The 16,009-nt window shown below is 59.4% G+C and carries 18 protein-coding genes; 13 read left to right on the forward strand and 5 right to left on the reverse strand.

Annotated elements, in window-relative coordinates; all coding sequences use genetic code 11:
- Positions 1-14: 14 nt before the first annotated feature.
- The 13 genes from rpsK (at position 15) to N4A58_RS18525 (ending at position 12,417) form a co-directional block, all read left to right on the forward strand.
- The gene (rpsK, locus tag N4A58_RS18465) at positions 15-404 is read left to right on the forward strand and encodes a 30S ribosomal protein S11 (protein ID WP_072708028.1); all 390 of its coding nucleotides are present in this window, start codon (positions 15-17) and stop codon (positions 402-404) included.
- Positions 405-516: 112 nt separating this feature from the next.
- Positions 517-1,533, forward strand: coding sequence for a DNA-directed RNA polymerase subunit alpha (locus tag N4A58_RS18470; protein WP_092464100.1), 1,017 nt, complete (start codon positions 517-519; stop codon positions 1,531-1,533).
- A 162-nt stretch (positions 1,534-1,695) separates the two neighbouring features.
- On the forward strand, positions 1,696-2,112 hold the full coding sequence (rplQ, locus tag N4A58_RS18475) for a 50S ribosomal protein L17 (protein ID WP_293712462.1): 417 nt from the start codon (positions 1,696-1,698) through the stop codon (positions 2,110-2,112).
- Positions 2,113-2,243: 131 nt separating this feature from the next.
- Entirely contained in the window at positions 2,244-3,632 is a 1,389-nt protein-coding gene (locus N4A58_RS18480; protein ID WP_293712464.1) for a trypsin-like peptidase domain-containing protein, read from the forward strand.
- A gap of 3 nt (positions 3,633-3,635) precedes the next feature.
- Positions 3,636-4,943 (forward strand): replication-associated recombination protein A, encoded by a 1,308-nt coding sequence (locus N4A58_RS18485; RefSeq protein ID WP_293712467.1) that lies wholly within the window; start codon positions 3,636-3,638, stop codon positions 4,941-4,943.
- A gap of 31 nt (positions 4,944-4,974) precedes the next feature.
- Positions 4,975-5,352 carry a fluoride efflux transporter CrcB gene (gene crcB / locus N4A58_RS18490; protein ID WP_072708020.1) on the forward strand — a complete coding sequence of 126 codons (378 nt, stop codon included), beginning with the start codon at positions 4,975-4,977 and terminating at the stop codon, positions 5,350-5,352.
- Positions 5,349-6,392 carry an RluA family pseudouridine synthase gene (locus N4A58_RS18495; RefSeq protein ID WP_293712470.1) on the forward strand — a complete coding sequence of 348 codons (1,044 nt, stop codon included), beginning with the start codon at positions 5,349-5,351 and terminating at the stop codon, positions 6,390-6,392. The genes crcB and N4A58_RS18495 overlap by 4 nt, the downstream gene beginning before the upstream one ends.
- Positions 6,389-7,063 carry an HAD-IA family hydrolase gene (locus N4A58_RS18500; protein WP_293712473.1) on the forward strand — a complete coding sequence of 225 codons (675 nt, stop codon included), beginning with the start codon at positions 6,389-6,391 and terminating at the stop codon, positions 7,061-7,063. The genes N4A58_RS18495 and N4A58_RS18500 overlap by 4 nt, the downstream gene beginning before the upstream one ends.
- Entirely contained in the window at positions 7,063-7,767 is a 705-nt protein-coding gene (locus tag N4A58_RS18505; protein ID WP_293712476.1) for an ATP12 family chaperone protein, read from the forward strand. Before N4A58_RS18500 ends, N4A58_RS18505 begins: the two co-directional genes overlap by 1 nt.
- 207 nt (positions 7,768-7,974) lie before the next feature.
- Positions 7,975-8,991: an amino acid ABC transporter substrate-binding protein gene (locus N4A58_RS18510; protein WP_293712479.1), complete on the forward strand. Its 1,017-nt coding sequence runs from the start codon at positions 7,975-7,977 to the stop codon at positions 8,989-8,991.
- Positions 8,992-9,128: 137 nt separating this feature from the next.
- Complete coding sequence (locus N4A58_RS18515; protein WP_293712482.1) at positions 9,129-10,340, forward strand: ABC transporter permease subunit; 1,212 nt, start codon at positions 9,129-9,131, stop codon at positions 10,338-10,340.
- Position 10,341: 1 nt separating this feature from the next.
- Complete coding sequence (locus tag N4A58_RS18520; protein WP_293712485.1) at positions 10,342-11,634, forward strand: amino acid ABC transporter permease; 1,293 nt, start codon at positions 10,342-10,344, stop codon at positions 11,632-11,634.
- A 15-nt stretch (positions 11,635-11,649) separates the two neighbouring features.
- Positions 11,650-12,417, forward strand: coding sequence for an amino acid ABC transporter ATP-binding protein (locus N4A58_RS18525; protein ID WP_072708007.1), 768 nt, complete (start codon positions 11,650-11,652; stop codon positions 12,415-12,417).
- 4 nt (positions 12,418-12,421) lie between these two features.
- Here the strand turns inward: N4A58_RS18525 and N4A58_RS18530 are convergent, their stop codons facing one another.
- The 5 genes from N4A58_RS18530 to N4A58_RS18550 form a co-directional block, all read right to left on the reverse strand.
- Positions 12,422-12,919, reverse strand: a complete 498-nt coding sequence (locus tag N4A58_RS18530; RefSeq protein WP_293712489.1) for a histidine phosphatase family protein — start codon at positions 12,917-12,919, stop codon at positions 12,422-12,424.
- A complete protein-coding gene (locus N4A58_RS18535; protein ID WP_293712492.1) occupies positions 12,916-13,563 on the reverse strand; it encodes a ferredoxin in 648 nt (215 codons plus the stop codon). The genes N4A58_RS18530 and N4A58_RS18535 overlap by 4 nt, the downstream gene beginning before the upstream one ends.
- 1 nt (position 13,564) lies before the next feature.
- A complete protein-coding gene (gene argB, locus N4A58_RS18540) occupies positions 13,565-14,431 on the reverse strand; it encodes an acetylglutamate kinase (protein ID WP_293712495.1) in 867 nt (288 codons plus the stop codon).
- A 192-nt stretch (positions 14,432-14,623) separates the two neighbouring features.
- Positions 14,624-15,274: a ribosome biogenesis GTP-binding protein YihA/YsxC gene (gene yihA, locus N4A58_RS18545; RefSeq protein WP_293712498.1), complete on the reverse strand. Its 651-nt coding sequence runs from the start codon at positions 15,272-15,274 to the stop codon at positions 14,624-14,626.
- On the reverse strand, positions 15,274-16,008 hold the full coding sequence (locus N4A58_RS18550; RefSeq protein WP_293712500.1) for an MOSC domain-containing protein: 735 nt from the start codon (positions 16,006-16,008) through the stop codon (positions 15,274-15,276). The genes yihA and N4A58_RS18550 overlap by 1 nt, the downstream gene beginning before the upstream one ends.
- Between the last annotated feature and the right edge of the window lies 1 nt (position 16,009).

Genomic DNA, 16,009 nt, shown 5'->3' on the forward strand with positions numbered 1-16,009 from the left:
GGGAGCACTGACCAATGGCACGTGATAAGCGTCAAACTAAGCGCAAGGTTTCCAAGAACATCGCCACCGGCGTTGCGCATGTGAACAGCTCGTTCAACAACACCAAGATCCTGATCTCGGACGTCCAAGGCAATGCAATTGCATGGTCGTCGGCAGGCACCATGGGCTTCAAGGGTTCGCGTAAGTCGACTCCCTATGCTGCTCAGATGGCTGCTGAAGATGCAGGCCGCAAGGCTCAGGACCACGGCATGAAATCGCTCGAAGTTGAAGTTCAGGGCCCCGGCTCTGGTCGTGAAAGCGCACTGCGCGCTCTGGCGGCTATCGGCTTCAACATCACCTCGATCCGTGACGTGACCCCGATCGCCCACAACGGCTGCCGCCCGCCCAAGCGTCGTCGCGTCTGATCTATATTACTATTTCGAGGGCCGCGCAGACTGTGCGGCCTTCGTTTCGCCATCTGAAACCTCGGGAGTCTGGTCCTTTGGACATGGGGACTAGGCAAGAATGGAGGGCCGCATGATCCATAAGAATTGGGCCGAGCTGATCAAGCCGACACAGCTAGAGGTAAAGCCGGGCAACGATCCCGCGCGCAAGGCGACCGTGGTTGCCGAACCTCTGGAGCGTGGCTTTGGTCTGACGCTCGGTAACGCGCTGCGCCGCGTTCTGCTGTCGTCGCTGCAAGGCGCAGCGATCACCAGCGTTCAGATTGACAACGTTCTGCACGAGTTCTCGAGCGTCACCGGTGTACGCGAAGACGTCACCGACATCGTTCTGAACCTCAAGGGCGTGTCTCTGAAAATGGAAGTCGAAGGGCCCAAGCGCCTGTCGATCAATGCCAAAGGCCCGGGCGTCGTCACCGCAGGTGACATCGCAGAGACTGCAGGTATCGAAGTTCTGAACCGTGATCACGTGATCTGCCACCTCGACGATGGTGCCGATCTGTTCATGGAACTGACCGTCAACACCGGCAAAGGCTACGTTGCAGCAGACAAGAACCGTCCCGAAGATGCGCCCATCGGTCTGATCCCGATCGACGCGATCTACTCGCCGGTTAAGCGCGTCAGCTACGATGTTCAGCCCACTCGTGAAGGCCAGGTTCTGGACTACGACAAGCTGACCATGAAGATCGAAACCGATGGTTCGATCACGCCCGAAGATGCTGTTGCTTACGCAGCGCGCATCGTTCAGGACCAGCTGTCGATCTTCGTCAACTTCGACGAGCCCGAGTCGGCAAACCGTCAGGACGAGGACGAAGGTCTCGAGTTCAACCCGCTTCTTCTCAAGAAAGTGGACGAGCTGGAACTGTCGGTCCGTTCGGCAAACTGCCTCAAGAACGACAACATCGTTTACATCGGCGATCTCATCCAGAAGACCGAAGCAGAAATGCTGCGCACGCCGAACTTCGGCCGCAAGTCGCTGAACGAGATCAAAGAAGTGCTGTCGGGCATGGGGCTGCACCTTGGCATGGACGTCGAGGACTGGCCGCCGGACAACATCGAAGAACTGGCCAAGAAGTTCGAAGACCAGTTCTAATCAGTTTTATGGCGGGCGCTACGTATGTACGCCCGCCATACGCTTGCCATACGGGAAACATACCTGTAATTGGCGGCACACTCGGGCAGAATCGCCCCAAGGAGCGCGGTTGACACGCATCAATCGCCAGACAAAGCAAAACCAGATCTTAGGAGACTTCAAATGCGTCACGCACGTGGTTACCGCCGCCTGAACCGTACTCACGAACACCGTAAAGCGCTGTTCGCAAACATGGCCGGCTCGCTCATCGAGCACGAGCAGATCAAGACCACTCTGCCCAAAGCAAAAGAACTGCGCCCCATCATCGAAAAGATGATCACCCTTGCAAAGCGCGGTGACCTGCACGCACGCCGTCAGGCAGCTTCGCGCCTGAAGCAGGACATGCACGTCGAGAAACTGTTCGCAGTTCTGGGCCCCCGCTATGCAGAGCGTCAGGGTGGCTACGTTCGCATCCTGAAAGCCGGCTTCCGCTATGGTGACATGGCGCCCATGGCGATCATCGAATTCGTAGACCGTGACGTCGCAGCCAAAGGCGCTGCTGACAAAGCACGCATCGAAGAAGTTGCTTTAGAAGACTAAGTCTTCCGGCGCTTCGCCAAGAATTGCAGGACCCTCGCCATCGGCGGGGGTCTTTGCTTTTGCGGGCATGGGTTGCGCAATCGGGCGTGGCTACGCATATCAGGGGCCAGACAAGCTTAAGAGGTGCCCAAGTGCGCAAGACCCTTCTCGCCACTCTCGTTCTCGCTCTTCCGATGACCCAGCCCGCGCTGGCCCAGATGCAGGTGCCCGCGTCGCAAGCCGAGATTTCCATGGGCTTTACGCCTGTGGTCGAGCAATCCGCGCCTGCTGTCGTGAACATCTATGCGAAGCGGATTGTGTCGGAGCGCGTCAGCCCCTTCATGAACGACCCCTTCTTTGGCTCGATCTTTCGCGGTCAGGGGCAGGTGCGGCAGCGGGTTTCCAATAGCTTGGGGTCGGGAGTGATCCTGTCCGAGGATGGCATCGTGGTGTCGAATTACCACGTGGTCGGCGACGCGACCGAGATCCGCGTTGTTCTGCGCGACCGCCGGGAATTCAACGCTCAAGTGCTGCTGGCAGACGAAGAGTCCGACCTCGCGATCCTGCAACTCGATGACGCTGAGGGCCTGCCTCATCTGGACTTGCGCGACAGCGATGATGTTGCCGTGGGTGAGCTGGTGCTGGCCATCGGCAACCCCTTTGGCGTCGGGCAAACTGTGAGCAGCGGGATCGTCTCTGGCCTTGCGCGGTCAGGCGTCGGCGGCGAAGGGGGGCGGGGTTATTTCCTGCAAACCGACGCGCCCATCAACCCAGGTAACTCGGGCGGCGCGCTGGTGGATATCAATGGGCACTTGATCGGGGTGAACACATCAATCCTGACGCGTTCTGGCGGTTCCAATGGTATTGGCTTCGCGATCCCTGCGAACCTTGTCGCGCGGTTTGTCGAACAGGCACGGGCAGGGGAGACGTCGTTTCAACGCCCTTGGGCTGGCGTCACGGGCCAAGCTGTCGACTTCGACATGGCGGGCGGTCTTGGCCTGTCCATCCCCGAAGGCGTGATCCTGTCCTCGATCCACAGCGAAAGTCCCTTTGCCGCCGTCGGTTTTGAGCCTGGTGACATCGTGGTCGCCGTCGATGAGCAGCCCGTGAATACGCCTCAAGAGATGATTTTCCGCATGTCGGTCGCAGGCATTGGCCAAGAGGCCGCTGTCACCCGTTTGCGCGATGGCACGCGCGAAACGTTCGAGGTCGCCATGATCACTCCGCCCGACCGCCCTGCACGGGACGAGGCGACCCTATCGCGGCGCGTGGTGTTGGCGGGCATGACGGTCGCCAACGTCAACCCTGCGGTGATCTCTGAAATGGGTCTGCCGCTGGATGCCACGGGTGTGGTGATCATGGATGCAGGCCCGATTGCGCCGCGCCTTGGCTTGCAGACTGCGGATATTTTGCTGGGGATCAACGGCACCCAGATCACCCAGTCCACAGAGGTCGAAGAGGCATTGCGGGACGCTGGCCGTTCTGGGGTGATCGAGGTGCTCCGTGCTGGACGCCGTATGGCCTTCCGGTTCAGGGTCTGACCTATGGATTTATTCGACTCGTCTCCACTGGCCGAAGAAAAGGCCCACCGCCCGCTGGCCGACCGCCTGCGCCCTCAGAAACTGTCCGAGGTGATCGGGCAGGACCATTTGCTGGGGCCGGATGGGCCTTTGGGCGCGATGCTGGCGGCGGGGTCTTTGGGCTCGCTTATCCTGTGGGGGCCGCCGGGTGTTGGTAAGACCACGATCGCGCGACTTCTGGCGGATGAAACCGATCTGGAGTTCGTGCAGATCAGTGCGATTTTCAGCGGCGTGGCCGATCTGAAAAAGGTGTTCGAGGCCGCGAAAATGCGCCGCCGTGCAGGGCAGGGGACCTTGCTTTTCGTGGACGAAATCCACCGCTTTAACAAAGCGCAGCAGGACAGCTTTTTGCCGCATATGGAGGATGGGACGATCTTGCTGGTCGGCGCGACCACCGAAAACCCCAGCTTTGCGCTGAACGCCGCTGTGCTGAGCAGAGCACAGGTATTGGTGCTGGAGCGGCTGGAGGTCGACAGTATGAAGCTGCTCTCCACCCGCGCCGAAGAGGAAATGGGGCGGGACCTGCCGCTTGATCCCGATGCCCGCCAACAGTTGATGGACATGGCTGACGGGGACGGACGCGCCATGCTGAACCTGATCGAACAGGTCGCTGCGTGGAAGGTCGACACCCCCCTAACCGCCGAGCAGATGGGCAAGCGTCTGATGCGGCGGGCGACCCAATACGACAAGTCCGGCGACCAGCATTACAACCTGATTTCAGCGCTGCACAAATCGATCCGTGGCAGCGATCCAGATGCGGCAATGTACTGGTTTGCGCGGATGCTAGAGGGGGGCGAAGACCCCCGTTATCTGGCGCGTCGCCTGACCCGCATGGCGGTCGAGGATATTGCCTTGGCCGACCCTCAGGCCATGACCATCTGCCTTCATGCATGGGAAGCCTACGAGCGTCTTGGCAGCCCCGAGGGCGAGCTCGCCTTGGCCGAGGCGGTCGCGTATCTGGCGCTGGCCCCGAAATCGAACGCCAGCTACGTGGCCTACAAAGCCGCGCGTGCATTGGCCAAGGCGACAGGCAGTGCGCCGCCCCCCAAACACATCCTGAACGCGCCCACATCGCTGATGGAGGACATCGGATATGGGGCCGGCTACCAGTATGACCACGATGCCGAAGACGGGTTTTCAGGGCAAAATTACTTCCCTGACGGGGTCGAACGCCCCGATTTCTACCAGCCTGTCGAACGCGGCTTTGAGCGCGACCTGAAAAAGCGTAAAGATTACTTCGCAAAACTCAGAGCGAAACGTCAGGGCGGTTGACTCCGGCGGGGCAAAGCGAAAGACAGCGCCCATGATCCTAACTGTACTTCAAGTCGCCCTTGGTGGCGCGATCGGGGCGTCGCTCCGGTATTTGACGAATGTGGGCGTGATGCGTCTGGTGGGGCCTGGTTTCCCATGGGGCACGGTGGTGGCCAACGTGGTCGGTAGTTTTGCCATGGGCGTGCTTGTCGTGCTGCTGGCAAACACCGGCTACAACAAGTTTGCGCCGGTGTTGATGACCGGCTTGCTTGGCGGTTTTACCACCTTCTCGGCCTTTTCGCTGGATGCGGTGACGTTGTTTGAACGCGGCGCAATCTTGCCTGCGGCGTCCTATATCTTGGTGACAGTTGTGGTGTCGATCATTGCCCTGACGATGGGGCTGCTATTTGCACGGGGAATGGTGTCATGAGCGGTGTACAAACAGTTCAGGTCGAAAAGGGCGAGGGCGATCAGCGGCTGGACCGTTGGTTCAAGCGTCGGTTCCCCCATATTGCGCAGGGCCGCATCGAAAAGATGTGCCGCAAGGGAGAGATCCGCGTCGATGGTGGCCGCGTCAAGCCTGCGACCCGTCTGGAAGAGGGGCAACAAGTGCGTGTGCCGCCTCTGCCCAAACCGGGCGAAGTGAGCAGCGCGCCCAAGCCCAAGGTCTCGGACAAGGACACGGACCTGATCCAGTCCTGCGTGATCTACCGCGACGACCACATCATTGCCCTGAACAAGCCCGCCGGTCTGCCCGTCCAAGGCGGCAGCAAGCAAACCCGCCACGTGGATGGATTGGCCGAGGCGCTGAAGTTCGGATACGAGGAAAAGCCTCGTCTGGTGCACCGTCTGGACAAGGATACCTCGGGTGTTCTGATCATGGCGCGCACGCGTCAGATCGCAGCGGGCCTGACCAGTGCGTTCCGCGCACGTGAAACCCGCAAGATTTACTGGGCCATTGTCGCGGGCGTGCCGCACCCGCGGATGGGCTCGGTCCGCTATGGTCTGGTCAAAGCCCCCGGCCACGGCAAGGACGGTGAGGGTGAAAAAATGCTCTGCGTCCACCCCAAAGAGATCGATAACGTCGAAGGCGCTAAGCGCGCTCTGACCGACTACGCTGTGATGACCACGCTGGGTCAACGGGCGTCGTGGGTGGCTCTGGTGCCAGTGACGGGCCGAACCCACCAGTTGCGCGCGCACATGGCCGAAATGGGCCATCCGATCATCGGCGACGGCAAGTACGGCGGCTCGGGGCAAGAGAACCTTGGTGATGGCTGGGGGGCGCAGTTGGGCGGCGAGATCAGCCGCAAATTGCACCTGCATGCGCGGTCTTTGACCCTGACGCACCCTGCCACTGGCAAGCGACTGAGCCTGATGGCCGAACTGCCCGACCACATGTCTCGCACGTGGGATTACGTCGGTTGGGATATCCGCGATGTGCCTGAGGACCCGTTCGAGGATCTGGAATGACCCTTGGCCCCCTGCGTCTGATTATCTTTGACGTGGACGGCACGCTGGTCGACAGTCAGGCCGATATTCTGGCGTCGATGGCGGCTGGCTTTGCCGCAGGCGATGTGCCCGTTCCAGAGCGCGCTGCGATCCTGTCGATCGTGGGCATGTCGCTGGAAAAAGCGATCCCCGTGCTGGCCCCCGATGCCTCTGCGGCGACCCACGCGGTCATCGTGGACGGTTACAAGAGCGCCTATCAACGCCTGCGTGCTGAAAAGGGCGCGGCGTCCAGCCCCTTTTATCCCGGCGTGCGCGACACGTTGGAGCATCTGTTCAATGTCCCTGAATATCTGGTGGGTGTCGCCACGGGCAAATCGCGCCGCGGCCTGACGGCTTTGCTGGACAGCCACGGACTGACCGGACGCTTTGTGACCGAACAGGTCGCGGACTTTCACCCCTCCAAACCCCATCCGGCGATGATCCACGCGGCTCTGTCCGAAACAGGCGTTGAGCCCGAGAATGCGGTGATGGTGGGGGACACGACCTTTGACATGGATATGGCGCGGGCCGCAGGCATCGGGACAATCGGAGTCAGTTGGGGCTATCACAGCCCAGACAAGCTGAACGCCGATGTGACCCTGACGCAAATGACCGATTTGCCTGCCGCGCTGAAAACGATCTGGAGAGACTGATGAGCGAGTGGAAAGCCAAACGCTTCTGGAAAGAAACCACCCACGAGGCCACCGAAGGCGGCTGGACGATCCGCTTGGATGGTCGGCCGGTCAAGACGCCTGCCAAGATCGCTCTGGTCGTGCCGACCGAAGAACTGGCGCGCGAAATCGCCGCAGAATGGAATGCTCAGGAAGAGGTTATCCAGCCTTTGACCATGCCATTTACCCGCTGTGCGAACGCTGCGATTGATCGCGTGGGAACCCAGCGCGATGCCGTGGTCGAGATCATTGCGGCCTATGGTGAAACCGATCTGCTATGTTATCGGGCAGAACAACCTTACGAATTGATTGAGCGCCAAGCCGCGTCGTGGGATCCGCTGCTCGCATGGTCAAAAGACGAGCTTGCCGCAGAGCTGACCGTGCATTCGGGTGTGATGTTTGGCAGCCAGCCCGAGGCAGCGCTTAAGACGCTTTTCGCACATGTAGACGAAATGAGCCCATTCCAGCTGTCTGCGCTACATGATCTGGTGGCGATGTCTGGATCTTTGGTTCTGGGCTTGGCAGTGGCCAAGGGCCGGATTGATTCTGAAACGGCATGGGATGTGTCGCGCATAGACGAAGAATGGCAGATTCAGCAGTGGGGCCGCGACGAAGAAGCAGATGCCCTTGCGGCACAGAAGCGCGAAGAGTTCCTACGCGCTGAAAAACTATTTCGTATGGTGTAAGACAGACGAAATAAAAGTGCCCCTGTTGGGCAAATGATCAACGAATGTGCGAAAGCCCATGGGATTTCGTGATTGCGCCCTTGACGATTCCTGATGATCTCGGCCACTCTTTGTTCATCGGGTCAAAAATGGCCCGGTACTTACCGACGGGCTGGGATGGCCCACTAGAACCGCTGATCAACAGCGGGAAATCAGGAAGAGGTAAAAATGAAAAAATCCGTGTTTCTGGGTGCTCTGACCGTCGCTGGTCTGACCGCAGGCGCAGCAGCCGCAGCTACCCTTGATGATGTCAAGGCGCGTGGCACGCTGAACTGTGGCGTGACCACCGGTCTCGTAGGCTTTGCAGCACCCGATGCGAACGGCGAATGGCAGGGCTTTGACGTCTCTGTTTGCCGCGCAGTTGCAGCTGCAGTGCTGGGTGACCCCACCGCTGTTGAATTCGTACCCACCACAGGTAAGACCCGTTTCACCGCGCTTGCGTCGGGCGAAATCGACCTGCTGGCACGCAACACCACTTGGACCTTCTCGCGCGACACCGACCTGAAGTTCGATTTCGTCGGCGTGAACTACTACGACGGTCAGGGCTTCATGGTTCCCAAGGCGCTGGGTGTCACCTCGGCCAAGGAACTGGACGGCGCGACTGTCTGCATTCAGACTGGTACCACCACCGAGCTGAACCTGGCGGACTTCTTCCGCACCAACAACATCGAATACACCCCCGTTCCGATCGAGACCAACGCAGAAGCACAGCCTCTGTACCTCGAAGGCGCGTGTGACGTGTACACCACCGACGCTTCGGGCCTGGCCGCAACCCGCGCCGCGTTCGAAAACCCCGGTGAGCACGTGATCCTGCCCGAGATCATCTCCAAAGAGCCTCTGGGCCCGCTTGTCCGCCACGGCGACAACGACTGGGGTGATATCGCAAGCTGGACCCTGATGGCGCTGATCGCAGCCGAAGAGTACGGCATCACCTCGGCAAACATCGAAGAGATGTCGGCTGGCACCAACAACCCCGAAATCAACCGTATCCTGGGCACCGAAGGTGAACTGGGTGCGATGATCGGTCTGGACGCCGAGTGGGCCAAGCGCGCAATCGCAGCTGGCGGCAACTACGGTGAAATCTTTGCCAAGAACATCGGCGAAGAGACCCCCGTTGGCCTGGCACGTGGCCTGAACGCTCAGTGGACTGATGGCGGCCTGCTCTACGCACCGCCCTTCCGCTAATACCGACTAGACGGTTATGGGGCGCGGTTGATCCGCGCCCCTTCTTCTATACCCCCATAACGATAATCAAAACACGACAGGACATGTGAAGGCTACAGCCCTCGCATCCACCTTCTGTTACCTTCCGGGAAGCAAATATGACGGCATATACCGACCCTCCGAAAGAGTCGTTCCAGCTGTCCCAGCTGATCCATGATACGCGTTACCGGTCGTACACCTTTCAGTTCATAGCGCTTGTGCTGCTGCTGTTCGGTCTCGGCTATTTGACGATGAACCTGATCACCAACCTGCGTGTGGCTGGTCTGAGTATCTCTTACGGGTTTCTGGGTCAGCCTGCTGGATACGATATCAACCAGTCTCTGATCGAATATAATAACCAAGACTCGCATTTGCGGGCCTCGATCGTTGGTGTTCTGAACACCCTGCTCGTGGCTTTCTTGGGCTGTATTACAGCGACCATTCTCGGCGTATTCGCTGGCGTGGGCCGACTGTCCAAAAACTGGCTCGTTGCAAAACTGATGTCGGTTTACGTCGAAGCCTTCCGGAACGTCCCCGTTCTGATTTGGATTCTGATCATCTCGACCATCGTGACAGTGATGCCTGCGCCCCGCGCCTATCGCGGAGAGACGCCGGATGCCGAGATGTTCCTCGGGATCATCGCCTTTACCAACCGTGGCATTTACGTTCCCAAGCCGCTTTGGCTCGAAGGGTCGTGGGTTGTAGTGACAGTCTTTGTGCTGTCAGTCATCGGTGCCTTTGCCTACCGCGCCTACGCCAAAAAGCTGCTGTTCTCGACGGGTAAGCTGCTGCCCATGGGCTGGCCGACGCTGGCCATCCTGTTTGTTCCCGCGATCCTTGTGTATTTCATCATGGGCCGTCCCATTGGTGTCGAAATACCTGAGTTGGGTGGCTTCAACTTCTCTGGCGGTATTGCGATGCAGCGCCCGCTGATTGCGCTCTGGCTGGCTTTGTCGGTGTATACCGGCGCCTTTATCGCAGAGAACGTCCGCGCGGGCATTCAGGCGATCAACCGCGGCCAGACCGAGGCTGCTGCGTCGCTGGGTCTGCGCCCGGGCCGCATCATGAGCCTGGTTGTCCTGCCCCAAGCTCTGCGCGTTATCATCCCGCCGGTGATCTCGCAGTTCCTGAACCTGACCAAGAACAGCTCGCTCGCGATTGCTGTGGGCTACATGGATCTGACCGGTACTCTGGGGGGGATCACCCTGAACCAGACGGGTCGCGCGATCGAATGTGTTCTACTGCTGATGCTGTTCTACCTGATCATCAGTCTCGGGATTTCGGCCGTGATGAACACCTACAACAACCGCGTTAAGCTGAAGGAGCGTTGAGATGAGCGATATGCATTCCCACCTCGCCTTCGTGCGCACTGAGATGCTTGCGCAACAAGAACCGCCCATCAAAGAGAAGGGCATCGTTAAATGGGCACGCTCGAACCTGTTTTCAAACTGGGTGAACAGCGTGCTGACCATCGTGGCGCTCTACGTCATTGTGCGTCTGATTTTCTCGGCGGGTCCGTGGTTCCTAAACGGGATCTGGGACACCAGCTCGCTGGCGCAATGCCGTGAAATTCTGGACGGCGCACGCGGGGCCTGTTTCTCGGTCTTGACCGAGCGCTGGCAGCAGCTCTTGTTCGGCATTGCCTATCCGTCCGACCAATACTGGCGCCCGACCTTGGCGTTTGTGCTGATGCTGGTCGCCGCAGCACCAGTGCTGTTCGTGGCACTGCCGCGTGCGATGCTGATCATCACCGGTCTCTTCCCCTTTGTCGCCTACTGGCTGCTGTGGGGTGGGACCATCATGACCTCGGTCTTTGTGTTGATCGGTGTGGTTGTCGGCTACCTCGTCTTCACCAAGGCAGAGCGTTTCGGCTTCGTCCTTGGTCTGGCTGCGGGTCTGATCGCTGCGGTCGTGGTCTGGAAAATCGGTGGCGTGGTCAAGCCGTCTGTTGATGGCATCATGGTGCTCGAGCCTGTCGCCAGCCGCGACATGGGTGGCTTTATGCTGAACATGATGCTGGGTGTCGTCTGTATCTCGTTGTCGCTGCCCATCGGCATCATGCTGGCGCTGGGGCGTCAGTCGCACATGCCGATCATCAAGGGCATAAGCGTGGTCTTCATCGAGTTCATTCGCGGTGTGCCTCTGATTACCCTGCTGTTCGTGGCGAGTGTGGTTCTGGCCTACTTCTTCCCGCCGGAAACCAACATGGACCTGATCCTGCGTGTGATCATCATGATCACCATGTTCTCGTCGGCCTATATCGCCGAGGTGATCCGTGGTGGTCTGGCTGCGCTGCCCAAGGGCCAGTACGAAGCCGCAGACAGCCTTGGTCTGGACTACGCGCAGGCCATGCGCCTGATCATCCTGCCCCAAGCGCTGAAGATTTCGATCCCGGGTATCGTGAACGTCGCCGTTGGCCTGTTCAAGGACACCACGCTGGTGTCGGTGATCTCGATGTTCGATCTGGTAGGTATGATCCGTGGCCCGATCTTGGCCTCGACCGAATGGAACGGCGTGTATTGGGAGCTGTATGGCTTCGCCGCGCTTCTGTTCTTTGTCACCTGCTACAGCATTTCCCAATATTCCCAGTGGCTGGAGCGTCAGCTCCGCACGGATCATCGTTAAGAAAGGTGCCCTACTATGGTTGACACCACACAAATGAAAGTCTCCGACGAGATCGCGATCTCGATCGAGAAGATGAACAAATGGTACGGTCAGTTCCACGTTCTGCGGGACATTGATCTGAGCGTCTACCGCGGTGAGCGTATCGTTATCGCGGGCCCGTCGGGCTCTGGTAAATCGACGCTGATCCGCTGCATCAACGCTCTGGAAGAGCATCAGGCTGGCAAAATCGTGGTGGACGGCGTCCACCTGACCTCTGACCTGAAGAATATTGATGCGATCCGGTCCGAGGTTGGCATGTGCTTCCAGCATTTCAATCTCTTCCCGCACCTGACCATTTTGGAAAACTGCACGCTGGCGCCGATCTGGGTTCGCAAGATCCCAAAGAAGCAGGCCGAAGAAACCGCGATGCACTTCCTTGAGAAGGTGAAGATCCCCGATCAGGCCAATAAGTACCCCGGTCAGCTGTCGGGCGGCCAGCAGCAGCGTGTGGCGATTGCCCGTTCGCTCTGCATGAAGCCGCGCATCATGCTGTTCGACGAACCAACCTCCGCACTCGACCCCGAGATGATCAAAGAGGTTCTGGATACCATGGTCGAACTCGCGGAAGAGGGCATGACCATGCTCTGTGTGACCCACGAGATGGGCTTCGCCCGTCAGGTGGCGAACCGCGTGATCTTTATGGACCAAGGTCAGATCGTCGAACAGAATGAGCCTGAAGAGTTCTTCAACAACCCCAAGAGCGAGCGGACCAAGCTGTTCCTCAGCCAGATCTTGGGGCACTGATCGCTCAGTCGGTCAAGTCTCTTGGCACAATGAAATCTATGGCGCGGGCGGTGTGGAAACGCACCGCCCGCCATTCTTTTTCGGGGAATTCGGCGACAAGTGTGGCGCAAGTCGGATAGCGGGTGAACTGAGGGTGCGCAGGCGTGTTGGCCAGCAAGCGGGTTGCGAAATCCGCGATACCGGGATTGTGGCCAATCATCATCACAGTTCGACCGGTCGCGCGTTTCAGCACATCCATCATCGTGTCGCTGGACGCATGATAGAGACGCTGGACATACTCGGTCTCCGCCTGCGGCAGTCCCAAACGATCCAGAGTTTCGCGGGTCCGTGCCGCTGTCGAACACAGTACCTCGTCCGGCAAATAGCCCTGCTTCTGCAGCCATGCGCCAATTGCAGGCGCTGCGGTGCGGCCACGCTCGTTCAGAACTCGGTCGTGATCCTCTTGCAGAGGATCATCCCAACTGGATTTGGCATGCCGAGTCAAAATCAGGCGCAGGGTCATTTGTGAAAACTCTTCATATGAAAGGCGGATTGCTCGGGCAGCCTGCCATAGGCCGCGCCCACTGGACAAGCGCGGCGCACAGCACAGCCTTGGCTCATGCAGTCTGCCTCGGGCCGTTCCAGCCAGCTGTGGCAGGCAGCAGTGTCGTACCCGTCACTCAGCGCGCCCACAGGGCAGGCAGAGAGGCAGGGGCGCGGGACACAAGTCTCGCATGGGTTCTGTAGTGGGACAGGCAACGCCACAGAGTAGGGCAAGGCAATCGCGCCGCGGTAACTGATCCAGAGGCCCGCGTCATTATGCACGAGCATGCCAACAGCAGAGCTGTGAGCGCGGCCTGTCCGTATGGCCCACTGCAAAAACGGACGATACGGCGGTCCACCAAACGGGAAAAGCGCCTTGCCTCCGAGACGCTGTGCAAGGTCTGTTAGGAGCCGTTGCGACCAGCGGTCGATCGGATCGGGGGCACCATCGTTGTACTCGGGGCTGCGCGTGAACAGGGGCCAGAAATCAGCGCCATTGGGGCTGATCATCAAGAGGCTCTTCATCTGGGGTAAATCGTCGCCCGCTTCCGGAACCAGCCCACCGGAAACACAAAGGCCCTGCTGATCCAGCAGGGCCTCGATATCGTTCAAACGAGCGGTCAATTCAGCTGCCCTTAGGCTGCATACGAATCAAAGATCCAGCACCGTGATCTGTGAAGAGCTCTAGCAAACAGGCGTTCGGCAGGCGGCCATCCAGAATAACGACTGCCCGAACACCGGCCTCGACAGCCTCAAGCGCGGTTTGGGTTTTGGGGATCATGCCGCCCGCGATCACACCTGACTCGGTCATTTCGCGGACCTGAGCAGCCATCAGTTCGGTGACAACCTCGCCATCTGCATTCTTCACGCCCGAAACGTCGGTCAGCAGCAGCAGGCGATCGGCCTTGAGCGCAGCGGCGATGGCCCCAGCGGCAGTGTCGCCGTTGATGTTGAATGTCTCACCATTCTCTCCGGCACCCAAAGGCGCGATAACGGGTATGGTGTCGTCTTCAAATAGCGCGTTAAGAACATTCGGGTCCACTTTGGATGGTGTGCCCACCAAACCCAGTGCGGGGTCGGTCTGTTCGCAAATCATCAGGTTGGCGTCTTTGCCCGACAACCCAACAGCGCGGCCACCCTGACGGTTGATCGCCTGCACAATGCGCTTGTTCACCTGACCCGACAGCACCATTTCGACAACGTCGACAGTCGCTTGATCGGTCACGCGCTTGCCATTCACGAACTCGGACTTCACGCCAAGCTTGCCAAGCATTTCGTTGATCATGGGCCCGCCACCGTGGACAACGACAGGGTTCAGGCCGACCTGACGCATGAGGACCACATCGCGGGCAAAGCTGTCCATCGCGTCTTCGCTGCCCATCGCATGGCCGCCAAGTTTGATCACGACAATGGCGTCATCGTAGCGTTGCAGATAGGGGAGTGCCTCGGAGAGCGTCCGAGCGGTGGCGATCCAGTCCGTTGTTCTTGCCATTTGCTTCTTCATGTCCTGTCCCTCTGGGTGTTCGTCATGGGTAACCCAGCCCCTGACCGAGGGGAAGTGCGTCTGCCGATCCGACATGGGTATTTTTACCAAGATGAAAGCAAGGACGCGCCTGCACTTTCTGCTTTGTCAAAATACTCAAGGCACAGCCCGCGACGTGCCGGAACGAGAGAATGGAGCGAGTTATTCGAGGTTCGCGATCACAGCGCGCAGGGTGCCGATGCCCCAACCCTTTTCCGACGAAGTGCTGATGATCTCTGGGAAAGCGGCAGGGTGACGGGACAACGCTGCACGGACCTGCTTGAGCATAGGCCCGCGGTCCTTTTCCTTGATCTTGTCTTCTTTGGTTAGAACGCACTGGAAGGTAACCGCCGAGGTGTCGAGCAGCTTCATGATCTCTTCGTCGACTTTTTTCACGCCGTGGCGCGAATCGATCAGGACAAAGGCGCGGCGCAGGGTTTGACGGCCGGACAAGTACTGCTTCAGCAGGCGCTGCCATTTCTCGACGACAGCGACAGGTGCGTTCGCGTAGCCATAGCCGGGCAAGTCGACAAGGAAGTGATCCTCGCCCACGGTGAAGTAGTTAATTTCCTGCGTGCGCCCGGGCGTGTTCGACGCGCGCGCGAGCGCTTTGCGCCCTGTTAGTGCATTGATCAAACTGGATTTCCCGACATTCGAACGACCCGCAAAGCAGACCTCGATGCGTTCGGCTGGCGGGAGGCCATCCATTTTGACGACACCTTTGAGGAAGTCCGTCTCGCCCGCGAACATCTTGCGCGCGGCTTCGAGTGTTTCGGCATCCGGTTCCTCGACCAAGGGGAAGGGCAGTTGCATCACAGGACCTCTAGCGTATCGCCAAGGCGTACCTCGCCCGGCTTCGTGACCCGTGCGTTTACACCGAAGTAAACGTGATCCCAATGGCCTTTCAGAGTTTTTATGAGATTTGCGTCAAAGACGCCGGTCTCGGGGTTCGCTTCGATGGCGCGGCAGCGGATGATCGGCTCAATGATCGTCGCTTCGGCTGTGCCGATACGCAGTGTGCGGTTTGTCCAATTGTTCTCTGTCCACGGGGGCAAGCCCTCGATCCAAATGTTTCCGCGGAACCGGCGAGGATCAACGAGCTGCTCTGCGGCATCTTGCAAAGCGGCCAAAGAGGCGCGCGACATGATCGAGACAGAGGGATAATTGGCATCTGTCATGCCCGTGACGGGGGCGGGGATCAGACTTGTAGGGGGCTGCAGGGCGTCGCCCCAAATTGGCGTTAACCATTCTAGCAGGCGCTGATCATCCAACCCGGGCTCGAACCGTAGCGGGGGAAGATCGGGGTGCGTGACGGTGATTGCGCCGCCGTCAACCGCTGCGCGGGTCGGGGCGAGTTGCGGTCCTCTGGCCACGTGACCAAAGGTGCCGCGGCGCTGCCATGTGCCGGTGTCCCGCTGTCCTTCTTGCAAAATCGCCCACTGCCGGTCGTGCGGCAGCGGGCGATCTTTGTGCAGAGCAGTCTCGGTAATGGCTTCACCACCGAGACCTTTGATCGGGTGACGGAAGAGATCTGTCACCCGTGCCATA

Source organism: Donghicola sp. (genome assembly GCF_025210255.1).
GTDB lineage: Bacteria > Pseudomonadota > Alphaproteobacteria > Rhodobacterales > Rhodobacteraceae > Donghicola > Donghicola eburneus.